The following is a 14,279-nucleotide window of genomic DNA, read 5'->3' as shown; positions in this document are numbered from 1 at the left end:
CACCTATTTGCTGGTGTGGCTATAAACGCCACGCCAGTCAGAGGTTGGCGGAACAGCTTTGAATTCGGCAATACGGTGAAGATAGATACGCGTCATTTTGTCATCGGGGTGATCTAAAAGGAATTGCCCAAATCGTTCTTCTGCCAAAGCCCACTCTTTTTGAACATAGGCCGCTATCGCTGAAGAAAAGAGTTCGATACTAGATTGCTGTTGAGAAGTGCACGCTTCGCGCAAACAGATAGGTTCATAGATATCTACAGGTTCACTACGACCTTTCACCTGTACACGATCTAACTTCCGGTAAATATACTCCGGCACCAGAGATACTAATTCTCCGCTAACTAAAAGTGGTGTTCCATAATATTTAGTCAGCCCTTCCAGCCTTGAGGCAAGGTTTACCGCATCCCCCATCACGGTATAAGCCATACGGAAGCTTGATCCCATGTTGCCCACATTCATTGGACCACTATTAATACCCATACCCACCTCGACGATCGGCAAGCCTTCTTGTTCAAGCTGCTTATTCAATTCAGGTAGAGCATCCAGCATCTTCATCGCCGAATTCAATGCATTACGGGCATGATTCTCATCTTTCAGTGGCGCCCCCCAAAAGGCCATCACCGCATCACCGATATATTTATCCACAGTCCCACGTTGTTCATGGATAATTTGAGTCATACCAGTAAGGTAAATATTCATCAAACGGGTCAACTGTTGTGGATTAAGCTGCTCAGACAAACTTGTAAAACCACGAACATCTGAGAAGAACACACTCATCTCGCGGTTTTCACCACTCAACTGTACGCTTTGATCTTGTTCGCTTAATTCCTCCACTACTTCTGGCGGTATATATTGACCGAATTGAGTTGCCAATTGAGCGATATTACGCGCTTCGAAAAAGTAACCCGTGGTTTGCTGAAAAAGATAAAGCACTGATACCAGAATTAAGGTGTAACCCAATGGGATAACCCAGAACATCTGTTGCCATGCATATAAATTTGCTCCCACCAACAGAGCAACCCACACCAATGTGAATAAGGTCGAGGTTAAAACCGAAACACGTGGAATGATTAACGACAGCAATAAACCACTCACAATCAACTGAATCAACTCAACCCCTAAGGTGTAATCAGGCTGATGCTGAATGCGTTCATCTAACATGCCCGACAGAATATTTGCGTGTACTTCGACACCCGAGTATCGGTTACTCATCGGCGTTACTCGCAGATCCAACAAGCCAGCAGCGCTGGTGCCGATAAGGATGATCGCGCCTTCCAACTGTTCTGCATCGGCCGTTCCACGAATGACATCGGTTGCAGAGATATATGGGAAACTGCCTTGAGGGCCTCGATAAGGCACGAGTACCGCACCATGTTGATCGACTGGAATACGCACCCCTGCTGCATCCACAGCTACTAATGCATCTTGCTTGCCAGTGACATCCGATTCAATAACCGACGTCACAGATTCTTCTCCAAACAAGGCCAAAAGCATAGAAAGGGCCAGTGAGGGATAATAATTCTCTTCATAGCGCTGAATCACGGGTACACGGCGATAAACACCATCGGAATCTACCATGGGATTATCAAAGAAGCCGTTCCAAACACTGACACTATGGAGTTGATTCAGACTGGAGATTATTCCACTCGCTTCCGGAATAGGTAACCGATCTAAACGCTCATCATCACTAATCACCGGACTACCGGGATGGCCTATCTGTAGTTTTTTTAAACTTCGGTCAAATAGATATCCTAATACTACAGGGCGATCGGCTATCGCTTTCGAAAAAATTTCGTCAGAATTTAATTTTTCTATAAGCTGATCTAGTGTTTTCCCTTCCGATTCTGATGCCAGTTGTTTAAGTGCAGATAGATCGACACTTTGATCAGCCTCTGAGAAAACCATATCAAAGCCAACAATAGCGACCCCGTATTGGTCGAAAAGCTGATCCAACATCAATGCCAGTTTGGCTCGGTTCCAAGGCCAGCGCCCCTCCGCTGCCAAGCTTTTCTCGTCCACATCGACTATTACAATGCGCGGATCTTTTTCTTCGGATAAAAACTGTCTTAAGCGCAGGTCATAAAGGTCATATTCAAAACGTTCTAACAGCTCAAGACGATCCCCCTGAATCACAGGTATTAACATCACTAAAGTGAGTATCAAGCCTAAAACAGTGCGTATCCAACGTTGTTTCATCGTTTACTCTGCCGTCACTCTACGCAATTGATCGAAGTCGATATCACCCTTGAGCACTTTCTGAATTCCATCCTGCAACAAGCTACGCATACCATCAGAGATCGCTTGTTCTCGTATTTCACCTATTGTTGCCCCTTGATAGATTTTTTCTTTCATCTCAGGCGTCGAAATTAATAGCTCGTGAATACCTGTACGCCCGCGATAACCGGTATGGTTACATTCTTCACAACCTACCGCTTTATAAAGCTTAACCTTATCTCCCATAATAAGTTCACCCGCTTGCTCACCATAACGACGTAGCAAGAAAGCAATCTCATCATTTGAGGCTTTGTAAGCCTTGCGGCAACTTGGGCATAGTGTTCTTACCAAACGCTGCGCCAACACACCTAACAGAGCGTCCGAAAAGCTAACTGGATCTATGCCTAAATCCAGCAAACGCGTAATGGTTTCAGGAGCAGAGTTTGTATGCAGTGTTGATAATACTAGATGACCAGTCAGGGATGCCTCTACAGCCGCATGAGCCGTTTCCTGATCTCGCATCTCACCAATTAGAATAATATCTGGATCAGCACGCAAAAACGCACGCAATGCCGCAGCAAAGGTAAAGCCGGTTTTTGGTTGTATCTGAACTTGTTGCAAACCAGGCTGCGTAATTTCCACAGGATCTTCAGCAGTCCAAATTTTCTTCTCGGGCGTATTCAAGGTAGCAAGTAGCGCGTGCAGGGTCGTTGTTTTACCTGAACCAGTTGGCCCCACAACTAATAAGATGCCGTGAGGGTTGTCCAGTAACTCCTTAACTCCGTCTTGAATTGGCTTAACAAAATTAAGTTGGTCAAAAGCTACTGGCTCTCCACTTTGTAACAAACGCATAACAACACCTTCACCATTCACGGTAGGTATTGTTGCGACACGAACCTCAAGAGGGAGTCCTTGTAAACGCACCGCAAACTTACCATCTTGAGGTAGGCGTTTTTCGGCTATATCTAAACGCGACATAATTTTGATACGCGATACTGTAGCCTTAGCATGCGTCGCTGGGATCTGAATAATATCTTGGCAAACACCATCTATCCGCATACGCACGTTAGTCGGTGTTTTAGCTTTACCAGGCTCAATATGAATATCGGATGCTCTGAGCCTCTTAGCATCTAATAAAACACGATTTACTAAACGAACAACGGTCGAGTCTTCCTCTGAAACCTCTTCGCTTTCTGCTATGGTCTCATCCAAATCCATTTCAGGACTATCATCTAGCTCGTCTAGGAGAGCACTAAGATTTGCACTATCCTGCTGGCCTCCCGAAACCACAACCCCCAAATACTGATGAATATCATCCAGTAAGCCAACACATATATGAGTATCTCGTTGACCAACTACATTTTTGATTTCAATCAGGCGCTTAGTATCATTAGGATCATCAATTAAGATTAAAACCGTCTCACTATTCTGTTCATACAATAAAACAAGATTACTATTACGGAGATACGCCTTATTTACCTTTTCACATAAGGGGTGGAGAAAGTATTTTTCTGGGTTATAAGCAACAAAAGGGACTTGATAAAAGCACTCTAATGACTGCCCAATCTGCTGGCTAGTCAATCTGGTATTATCTCTTAACAAGCGAGTCAGTGGAGTTCGCGCATCAGCTTTCTTTTCTAATTGCTCAAAAACTTTTTGCTCAATTAGATTTTGCTCTAAAAGATATTCAAACGGTGCTTCTGTACAACCAAAATCATAACGAAATTTTTGCCCTAATAGCTCAGCAAATTCCCGCCCTCTTTTTAGATCAATAGCAGAAAAAAACTTCCCATCTTGCCGATTTATGATTTGAATTACGCCTAATAGTACATCTTGATACAGGATAGGCAGAACCAACATGGAACGACTGGTGAACTCTATATCTTTTTCAAAAGACGCATTGAAGCGCAAGGAGGGGTGTATTTTTTCTAGCTCAGCTGAATCTCGCACATCTTTGATTGTTATTGCTTTTTTACTTAGGGCAACAAAACCTGCGATAGATGATGCTGTAATAGGCACACGAATTTCAGTTACATCTTCGCCAGTCTTAAATCTAGAAACAATATCCTTGCTCGAGCGATTTCGTTGGTATACGGTGATGCGCTGAGCGTTAAACAAAGCAAGCAATGTCTTTTCGACCAGAGGATAAGCTTCTTCAAAACTCTTTGCCTGATGAATTTTGCTCAGCACTTTTGTTAAACGAGAATAAAACTGCTGTGTATCCTTCTCAATCGCTTTTGTCATGCTCTACTACCATAATGTTATTATAGTTTTTTGATTTAAAGATAGCCGCACCAGAGGTGGGAAGTGAAGCTCGAGATTCTTGGTTGCAGTGGCGGTATCGGCCATGGTTTAAAAACAACAACTTTTTTAGTAGACGATTCCCTATTAATCGACGCCGGTACTGGTGTCGAACTATTAAAGATGGATCAAATGCTCGCTATTAAAGATGTTGTTATTACCCATGCTCATTTAGACCATATCATTGGCCTACCGTTAATGTTGGCTACTATTTTTGATCAGCATAAAACACCTATCAATATCTATGCACTTCCTGAGGTTGTAGAGGCTCTGAAGATCCACATCTTCAACTGGACCATTTGGCCTGATTACACTTGTTTGCCAGAAGATAAACCGATCATCAAGCTACATACCGTTAACGTTGGTGATCAGCTATCTCTTCAGGGAAAAACCATTGAGGTGATCCCTGCTGAACATCCTTCACCAACTGTTGGCTATTTAGTTTCAGATGGACAAGCCTCATTTGCCTTTAGTGGTGATACAGGTATCAATGACGCACTTTGGCCCATTCTAAACAAACAAAAGCCAGACCTACTTATCATCGATGTATCTTTTACCGATGAAGTTGATGAACTGGCTCGACTAAGCGGACACCTAACCCCTAGCCACCTTGCAAGCCAGCTTCAAAGGCTAACCCATCCAACACGCATAATGATTACCCACTTAAAACCAGGGTTCGAAGATACTATCATGCAACAGTGCCGCCGATTCTTGCCAGAATGGCAAATCGATCGTTTACACCACGGCGATATTATTAACTTATAAGTGCTACATTCCTTCGGATGCACCTTCTAGTAAAATAGTTCCTGAAATTGAGACTACAGTTCCACTATCTGTTTCACCAGAAGCCCCATAGCTAGTAACTGCACCTTCTGCTCCAGCGCCTACAAAATCAATAGTCATACGGCCATACAGATCAGTACCAGTTCTAGTGCACGTACCATTTTTACAAGTACCCGTTAACTTAATGTCATTACCATTTAAAACATTCGTCAAACTCATTTCCGCACTTGAATCTTCCCTAAGGGCATAGGTCCGGTCACCAACCTGTGCTTCTATACCTACCTCAAGTAACTGCTCACTATCAAAATCGACACGAAAATAGGTACCGCTATACAAATGACCATCTGTACCGCCTGTGCCGACGAAATGATTGAGAGTTCCGTCTGAGACTCCCGTTTCAATCTGTGGAGGTGTATATTTACCTTTTGTAGAGCTAAGTAGGTAAACATAGTCACCCGTTTTTGCCAACACAGTAGAAGCTGGTGTCAAACTATCAACATACATAAAGTGAAAGCTGCCGATCGTTTCCACTTCCGAATCATTTTCAACAACGGTGTAGTCGGTATCCCAACGACCCCAAGTAACATTTGTACCACCTATTTCCTTTGTTTGATTGTCAAATAGGCCCGTGCCACTTGTAGGAGCTGTAAAGCCGCAAGGGTTACAGTTATTATCTGTAGACGTGCTAGAGTCCAGATAGACGATACCCGTTACTACATCTCCGGTACCTATGCTTTTATCGATTGTAATAGCGGATTGACCATCAACAATCAGTCGCCCAGCACTACTATTTAAGCCTCTATCAGGGTCATTTTCTGTAAAAGCTACAGCGACTAAACTCCCCATAGGCGCAGCTTCACCGTTGCCTGTAGGGTTTGGCGAGGTAAGAATAACCTCTTGATTATTATTCGTTTCAGTTTGAGGGTCAGAAGCAGGCACAGTACTGCCCGTGCTATCACTCGTCGTGCTAGTAGCATTTAGATCTAATGTTGATGAGGAATCTCCACCCTCTTCACTTACCGAAGTTTGCTCAGTAGTTTCAGAAACGGGCTCTTCTGAAGACTCATCTCCAGTAGTCCCTTCTTCAGATGTACTAGAAGATGATTCGTCTTGCTGTTCAGTTTCTTCTTCTGAGGACTCTTCCGAATCTGATGGCTCGGTATTTTCTTCAGAAGCCCCTGTTGAAGCTGGGGTTTTAAATACATTAATAGAGCCACGCGAGCCCACTAGGCTAAAAGAGCGACCTGATGCAATATCCCGACTTCCACCTTGCTTAGCCGCAACATTAATTTTACCTTGGCTTACCGAACCGGTAACACGCTCACCCGCCTTATAAACACTGAAATCAGTGCCTCGAATACCGATGGTGGCAACCACTGCATCCAGTTTGTAATCTTCTTTATCTACTTTACCAATCTTTCCTGAGATGGTCCGCATGCCACCTTTTAAGAGTTTGTAGATAGCTTTACCATCTTCAGGATTTTCCTCATCAAAACGGTAATCATCAATCTTAAATTCAGTATTTGGCTTTAATGACAACCGAGATCCATCAGTAAAGCGTATCTGTAAACGCCCTTTAGCACTGGTTTTCAACAAATCATTAGCAAACACATCTGCTTGACGTTTTAGAGCACGCTCATCACCCGCTGTCGATACCGCCACATTTTGACCAAAACTAAGTATGACTTTGCCTACACTCTCAGCAGCTTGCGAGAAACTGCTGACTACAAGCATTAAAGAGGTAAATAGAAAAAGTTTCATAGATGATCACCTCAATTGAAGTTATAGCGTAGCCCAAGCATAACCTGCTGACGGTCATACTCGTAAAGCTCAATATTTGAATCGGATTTTGTATAGCTGTAGTTCCCTAACACAACCCAAGAAGGACCTATAATCCACTCTGCGTTTAGATTAGCTAACATATATTTATCATGGCGCTTCACAGCATAGATCCAATCATTACCCGCATATTCACTATCTTGGTAAGTAATTGAGGGTGTAAATTTCAGATTTTCAAGAGGGCTTAGTTGAACTCCAACATTGCCACCCCAAAAGACTCGATCTACCTGTCCATCCGACAGAATATTAGATTCATCCGGTGTTTCATTACCAATAAAGCCACCCACAAAATACAGTGGGTTCCACGCTCCGGTGCCAGCATAAAGGTAATTAACGCCTGCATTTAGCTGTAAAGCATCTTTCCAATCTGATTCATCATAAACAAGTGAATTAGCACCAACGAAGAATTTAGCAACTGAATTTCGGCTAACTTGTTTACTCCACTGACCATTCACACTAAACATATCGCGATACTGTTTACGATCTAACAGGTATTTTTGGAATGAGAAGTTAATTTGAAACTGTTGGTCATCCATTTTCCAAAGGTGCCCAGCGCTTAAACTGATATTCTTATAATCCTGCTCATCTTCCGCGTGATAGAAACGCATATCAGCTTGCGCCCCAAATAACAGGGTATTATCAGGGCTATAAGCATGCTCTATAAAACTTCCAAGACGAACCTGATTAAACTGGTCATCTTTACCTAGAGCATCATTACTTAAAATAACCACATTAGTTTGATCATCAGGGCCAGCGTTTAAATTACTATCATAACCAGCCCATACTTCTACAAAGCTGGTAAATTTTGTTGGAGGAACGGTCGTTTTCTTATCGATCAGGGAGAGATATTGATCAATACGATTAGCGACAACTATTGGCGGATTAACCTTTTTAACTTGTAGAAATAGCTGTTTCGCTTTTTCAAACTGGTTTAAAAGGTAATAACCTCGCGCTAATTCCAATTTAGCTAAGGAATTATTAGGTTCTAAAAAGATGACTCGCTCAAGGGCAAATACACCTTCACTGACACGCTTGCTATCGATCGCAGCAACACCGTATTGCATATCGAAAGCAGGATCACCTTCCAACCCATCAAGATGAGTCAAAGCCAACTGGTAGGCTTGATCATACTTACCTTGGTCAACTAAATTTTTCAGATTAGTTACTGTGTCAGCCATTACTAATGAAGTAATGCAGTATAGACTCGCAGCCAAATACTTATGTAATTTGCTCACTCTTAACTCTCTCCCAGCTTAAGAGGATATAAAAATTCAAACATTATCAATGTTTTGGGAATAGTGCCATCTCATGTCCACACTATTCGTAAGAATTTAGTATATAGAATCAATTAAGGGTAAATATTTGGGCCACGATTTGGCGAAGGAGCGTTAGCTCCGCCTTGTTTAGGCGCAACATCTAGATTCAAATTCAGTCTCTCATTCGCATCTAATGCTGGAATCTGATTCCCCTCTGATCCTGACATTAAATCAGGTCCCAGATCTTGGAGTAATTCAAACAGTTTGAAGGGGGGTTGGCGTATTTTTAAATTACTACCATCTCCACCAAGAAAGAAATAACGCCCCATCTGAATAGGAGCTTTAATCGATTTATTGCCAACAACAATTTTACCCTCTAAAACATATCCATATAGACCCATTTGCGCCCTGGTTGTTTCTTGGCAGGTTTTATCACAATAAAACAGGGTGTAGTGAGTCCCTCTAACACCTATGGTCGCTATAGGAGTGTGAACTTGATAGTTTTCTTTGTTGTTATCACTGATAGCACCCGTCAAAGTTCTCAAACCACCTTTTAATAGGCGATAAACCGATTTTCCATCTTCTGGTTTGTTTTTGCTGAAACGATATTCTTCAACGTTAAAGAAGGTATCAGGGCGTAAAGAGAGGCGTGATCCATCCGTAAAACGAATCTGCAAGCGTCCGTTAGGTCCAGTAGCAATGCTATCAAGAGAGTAAATTTCAGATTTCCGCTTCAACAGCCTAACATCGCTCTTAGGCAACTGAGCTGTATTGCTACCCACACTTAACAGTACGTGCCCAGCTTTTTCTGCAGACATTGCGCTTGGCGAAAACACAACAGCAACAACTATTTGCAGTAGCCACTTAGTCATAGATCTAACTCCATTTATAAACTTCAAGCTTGTTTTCCAACCAACAGTCAGTTTTGTAATCAGTGTAGCCAAGCTTTATCCAAATAATAAAACTTCAATCCTGCATCTATATTAGTTAACAAAAGTATGCTGTTTCAGTGTTTGTAGCTCGTCTCTATATTTAGCAGCCAACTCAAATTCCAGATTTTTCGCCGCTTCATACATTTTGTCTTCGATCTTAGTAATCGCTTTAGATAGCTCTTTTGGTGATAACTGCGCTGCTTCACCCACTTGATATTCAGCAGCCTGCTCGGCGACCTTTTTGGCGGTACGAGAAGCCTTACGGCCAGGTACGGTACTCGCACCTTCCATAATATCAGCCACCGATTTACTGATACTTCTCGGCACAATCCCATTCGCTTCGTTAAAGGCGATCTGCTTTTGGCGACGACGTTCGGTTTCATCCATAGAGCGTTGCATCGAACCGGTAATCTTATCGGCATACAAAATAGCCCTCCCGTTGACATTACGCGCGGCACGACCGATTGTCTGAATCATCGAAGTTTCTGAGCGTAGGAAACCTTCCTTATCCGCATCTAAGATTGTTACCAAAGACACCTCTGGCATATCGATACCTTCACGAAGCAAGTTGATGCCGACAAGCACATCGAATTCACCGATACGTAGATCACGGATAATTTCGACACGCTCAACTGTGTCTATATCAGAATGTAGATAACGTACCCGAACATCGTGTTCATCCAAATATTCGGTGAGATCTTCCGCCATACGTTTGGTTAACACGGTCACTACCACGCGCTCTTTCTTCGCTACCGTTAACCGTATTTCAGAAAGTAGGTCATCCACCTGCGTTGACGCTGGGCGCACCTCAACCACTGGATCGACTAGCCCAGTTGGACGAACTACTTGTTCAACCACCTGCTGCTGATTTTCAGCCTCATACTTACTCGGTGTTGCCGAGACAAAAATCATCTGCGGCGATTCACGCTCCCACTCTTCAAACTTCATCGGACGGTTATCCAATGCAGAAGGTAAACGGAAGCCAAACTCCACCAATGTCTCTTTACGTGAGCGGTCGCCACGGTACATAGCGCCAATCTGTGGCACAGTAACGTGGGATTCATCCAAGACCAGCAAGGCATTATCGGGAAGGTAATCAAACAAGGTCGGCGGTGCCGCGCCAGAATTACGACCCGATAGATAACGTGAGTAGTTTTCGATCCCCGAGCAGTAACCCAATTCCATGATCATCTCCATATCATAGAGAGTACGCTGTTCTAATCGTTGGGCTTCAACTAACTTATTGTTCTCACGCAACTGTTCAAGACGCTCACGAAGCTCATCTTTAATTTTATCCACAGCCGCCAACAGTGTTTCCCGAGGCGTTACATAATGGCTCTTAGGGTAAATCGTTGCCCGTGGGACACGGCGCAATACTTCCCCCGTTAAAGGATCGAAGTAACTAATCTCTTCGATCTCTTCATCGAACAATTCAATGCGAACCGCTTCTTTCTCCGATTCCGCCGGAAAAATATCGATGACATCACCACGTACACGGTAATTACCACGATGAAGTTCAACATCATTACGTGTGTATTGTAACTCTGCTAGGCGACGCAAAATCGCTCGTTGATCAATAATTTCACCGCGATCTACATGAAGCATCATGCCTAGATATGATTTTGGGTCACCCAAACCATAGATCGCAGAAACAGTCGCCACAATGATGGCATCATCGCGTTCCAACAACGCTTTGGTCGCGGACAGACGCATCTGCTCGATATGGTCATTTATCGATGCATCTTTCTCGATGAAGGTATCAGAAGAAGGCACATAGGCCTCCGGTTGATAGTAATCGTAATAAGATACGAAATACTCAACCGAATTATCTGGAAAGAACTCTTTAAACTCCCCGTATAACTGAGCAGCCAAAGTCTTATTGTGGGCCATAATAATGGTAGGTCGCTGAACTTGAGCAATCACATTCGCAATAGTGAACGTTTTACCTGAGCCCGTTACACCCAAAAGAGTTTGTGAGGCTAAACCACTATCAATGCCATCAACTAACTCTTTAATGGCCTGTGGTTGATCGCCTGCGGGCGTAAACTTCGAGTGGACTTTAAATCGTTCTTTCATTCTGCGACCCAATTTCGAGCAAAGCTGAGCATTATATCTCAGCAGCTGCTACTTTTACTTGCATAAATACGTATTAAAAAGACCGCTCTTAAGAGAAAAAAGTTTCCTTTAATCAATTTATTGAACTGAAAAGGTATTTTTTCGCCCAAACAGGATTCATGCGGGCTATTGTTTGCTGTATCATGTGCGGGTTTGGAAACTCCCTGCTAACACAATATTTAAAGCGGGATTTCTGCTGATTAATGTCGGTATCTGCACTGCAGATATTCTTATCGAGGAACTTAGGCTTGAACGTTCAACTTTCAGACCGCGTCAACAACATCAAACCTTCTCCAACGCTGGCGGTTACTAACCGTGCAGCTGAACTGCGCGCGGCAGGTAAGAACATTATTGGCCTGGGCGCTGGCGAGCCCGATTTTGATACTCCGGATCATATCAAACAGGCTGCCATCCAGGCGTTGAATGAAGGTTTCACAAAATACACCGCTGTAGATGGTACACCGGCATTAAAGACAGCCATTATTAACAAATTCAAGAGTGATAACGGTCTTGAATATGCTGCCAACCAGATTCTTGTTTCTTGTGGCGGTAAGCAAAGCTTCTTTAACCTATCTTTAGCCCTGCTAAATGAAGGTGATGAAGTCATCGTACCAGCACCGTACTGGGTATCTTACCCAGACATGGTAAAAATGGCGGATGCTGTCCCTGTGATTGTAACGACAACTCAGGAACAACGCTTCAAGATGACTGCTGAGCAACTAGAAGCAGCAATTACAGATAAGACACGTTTAGTCGTACTAAACAGCCCTTCAAACCCAACAGGTGTTGCTTACACTTTGGAAGAATTGAAAGCGCTAGCTGAAGTACTTCTTAAACACCCGCAAGTTTTGGTTGCGACTGATGATATGTATGAGCACATCCGTTTTAACGATGAGCCATTCGTAAACATCCTTAACGCTTGCCCAGAACTTTACGAGCGCACTATTGTTCTAAACGGTGTATCCAAAGCATACTCTATGACAGGTTGGCGTATCGGCTATGCTGCTGGCCCACTTGCATTGATTGGCGCAATGAAGAAGATCCAATCTCAGAGTACATCTAACCCAACTTCCATTGCACAAGTTGCAGCACAAGCAGCACTTGAAGGCTCTCAAGATTGTGTAGCTGAGATGGTTGTAGCATTTAAAGCACGCCACGAATATGTTGTTAACACACTAAACAATATCAATGGCGTTAGCTGCATCCCTGCTGATGGTACGTTCTACGCATTCCCAAGCTTCCAAGAAGTGATCGATAACGATGATCGTTTTGCTAACGACATTGAATTGGCTGAGTTCCTTCTTAATGAAGCAGGCGTTGCGCTTGTACCTGGCTCAGCCTTTGGTGCACCAGGAAACATGCGCCTATCTTTCGCAACAAGCATGGAAGTACTAGAAGATGCATTGGGTCGTATCCGCAAAGCATTAGAAGTTTAAGCGAACTCTGGATTTAAAAAACCGAGCCTCAGCGCTCGGTTTTTTTCTGCCCAATGAAAATTTATTGATATCTGTACTTTTCTTAGTAAGAACTTGAACCTTATCATCTGAAGTGACTCAGATATTTGTTCACTGTTTGGGAGACTCGTTAATGTTGGACAAATTAACTTGCCTTAGCCGTTCTACTTTTTTCTGGCTGAGTTTAATTTTCATCGGCGTCAGCATGGAGGCAGTAGCCCTCTATTATCAATACGCTTTGGACTACTACCCTTGTGTCTTGTGCATCCATATTCGCATCTGGCTTTTCGCTCTGATTATCGTAGCAATATTCGGTCTGTTTACACGTAAACATGGATGCCTGAGTAAACTAAACCACTTGCTAACACTCGTTGTCGGAATCGGTCTCGTAGAGCGCTCCTGGAAAACCCTAGCGGTAGAACGTAACTGGATAGTGGATAGCTGCAGTATGGACAGCGGTCTACCTAACTGGTTTGCACTTGATCAATGGATCCCATCGTTTTTTGCTCCTTGGGAGCCTTGCGGCTATACCCCTGAACTGCTTTTCGGTATCACTATGGCAGAAGGCTTAATGGTATTTTCTGCACTATTGGCAGCAACAGCAGCCGTTTTCTTCGTGCTGCAGTTTAGATCAGCCCGATCTAGCTAAATTACTAATTATTAAAAAGGCGAACACTCAAACGTGTTCGCCTTTTTATTCCTACTCAGCGTAAGCTTGGAATTTCTCGTCTAAAGGAGTCTGCGCTATGTAATTTACATAGTTACTCATCACCTTTTGCGACAATCCCAAAATTATCCCAAGTAGATGCTTTTGCTCATAACCAGCTGCGAAGAAAGCATCAAGCTGCTCATCAGATATACGCCCCCTCTCACGAACAATAGCCAATGTTGTGTCATGCAAGACTTGTAATTTTTGCGTAGGTAGAGCTGTTTTGTTTCTTAACGCCTCATTGACAGCAGGATCCACTTTCATCATGTCGGCAATCAAGCTATGCGCTGGCACACAATACTCGCAACCGTGTTCAACATTAATCGTCTGCCAAACGACTGTTAGCTCAGCTGCATTAAAGTCTGTTTGTTGAAACAAAGTATGTAACTGCTGATAGGCTTCCAGCACAACAGGCTCTTCACCTAACACAGCATGTAGATTTGGAATCATGCCAAAATTTTTCAACGAGTTTTCAAACAGAGCTTTAGTCCCTTGAGGGGCTGATTCCATCGAATGCAATTTAAATTTACTCATCATATCTCCATTTACTAATCAATTAGCCTTCGCTAGAACGCTTTCCCCACAAAAACAGATCAAGCCAGCCATATTTGAACAACTGTTCACACTTAAAACCATAACTAGAACTGAACACTTGTTCAAGATAAAATATGAACAA

At 43.2% G+C, this 14,279-nt stretch carries 10 protein-coding genes; 3 read left to right on the top strand and 7 right to left on the bottom strand.

The features are described 5' to 3' along the window. Window positions 1-3: 3 nt before the first annotated feature. Window positions 4-2,196, bottom strand: a complete 2,193-nt coding sequence (locus ACMXYO_RS04665) for a CHASE2 domain-containing protein (protein WP_415887352.1) — start codon at window positions 2,194-2,196, stop codon at window positions 4-6. A gap of 3 nt (window positions 2,197-2,199) precedes the next feature. Continuing rightward, window positions 2,200-4,458, bottom strand: coding sequence for a GspE/PulE family protein (locus ACMXYO_RS04660; protein WP_415887351.1), 2,259 nt, complete (start codon window positions 4,456-4,458; stop codon window positions 2,200-2,202). Window positions 4,459-4,521: 63 nt separating this feature from the next. Between ACMXYO_RS04660 and ACMXYO_RS04655 the strand changes: the two genes are divergently transcribed. Beyond that, window positions 4,522-5,280, top strand: a complete 759-nt coding sequence (locus ACMXYO_RS04655; RefSeq protein ID WP_415887349.1) for an MBL fold metallo-hydrolase — start codon at window positions 4,522-4,524, stop codon at window positions 5,278-5,280. A gap of 3 nt (window positions 5,281-5,283) precedes the next feature. Here ACMXYO_RS04655 and ACMXYO_RS04650 read toward each other — a convergent pair whose 3' ends face one another. The 4 genes from ACMXYO_RS04650 to uvrB all read right to left on the bottom strand — a co-directional run bounded on the left by ACMXYO_RS04650 (window position 5,284) and on the right by uvrB (window position 11,401). Then, complete coding sequence (locus ACMXYO_RS04650) at window positions 5,284-7,059, bottom strand: FecR domain-containing protein (RefSeq protein WP_415887348.1); 1,776 nt, start codon at window positions 7,057-7,059, stop codon at window positions 5,284-5,286. Window positions 7,060-7,070: 11 nt separating this feature from the next. Beyond that, window positions 7,071-8,372 carry a surface lipoprotein assembly modifier gene (locus ACMXYO_RS04645; protein ID WP_415887346.1) on the bottom strand — a complete coding sequence of 434 codons (1,302 nt, stop codon included), beginning with the start codon at window positions 8,370-8,372 and terminating at the stop codon, window positions 7,071-7,073. Window positions 8,373-8,485: 113 nt separating this feature from the next. Beyond that, a complete protein-coding gene (locus tag ACMXYO_RS04640) occupies window positions 8,486-9,265 on the bottom strand; it encodes a FecR domain-containing protein (RefSeq protein ID WP_415887345.1) in 780 nt (259 codons plus the stop codon). Between the two features lie 111 nt (window positions 9,266-9,376). Next, on the bottom strand, window positions 9,377-11,401 hold the full coding sequence (gene uvrB, locus ACMXYO_RS04635) for an excinuclease ABC subunit UvrB (RefSeq protein ID WP_415887344.1): 2,025 nt from the start codon (window positions 11,399-11,401) through the stop codon (window positions 9,377-9,379). A gap of 287 nt (window positions 11,402-11,688) precedes the next feature. Here uvrB and ACMXYO_RS04630 point away from each other — a divergent pair, with 287 nt between their 5' ends. Then, window positions 11,689-12,876 (top strand): pyridoxal phosphate-dependent aminotransferase, encoded by a 1,188-nt coding sequence (locus tag ACMXYO_RS04630; RefSeq protein ID WP_415887343.1) that lies wholly within the window; start codon window positions 11,689-11,691, stop codon window positions 12,874-12,876. Between the two features lie 151 nt (window positions 12,877-13,027). After that, the gene (locus ACMXYO_RS04625; RefSeq protein WP_415887342.1) at window positions 13,028-13,543 is read left to right on the top strand and encodes a disulfide bond formation protein B; all 516 of its coding nucleotides are present in this window, start codon (window positions 13,028-13,030) and stop codon (window positions 13,541-13,543) included. Between the two features lie 51 nt (window positions 13,544-13,594). On the opposite strand, the gene ACMXYO_RS04620 is transcribed toward ACMXYO_RS04625, so the two are convergent. Beyond that, window positions 13,595-14,137: a carboxymuconolactone decarboxylase family protein gene (locus ACMXYO_RS04620; protein ID WP_415887341.1), complete on the bottom strand. Its 543-nt coding sequence runs from the start codon at window positions 14,135-14,137 to the stop codon at window positions 13,595-13,597. Window positions 14,138-14,279 lie beyond the last annotated feature (142 nt).

The organism is Neptuniibacter sp. QD37_6 (assembly GCF_047778085.1).
GTDB lineage: Bacteria > Pseudomonadota > Gammaproteobacteria > Pseudomonadales > Balneatricaceae > Neptuniibacter.
Note: the sequence above shows the minus strand (reverse complement) of the source record. Positions and strands in the feature narration are given on the sequence as shown.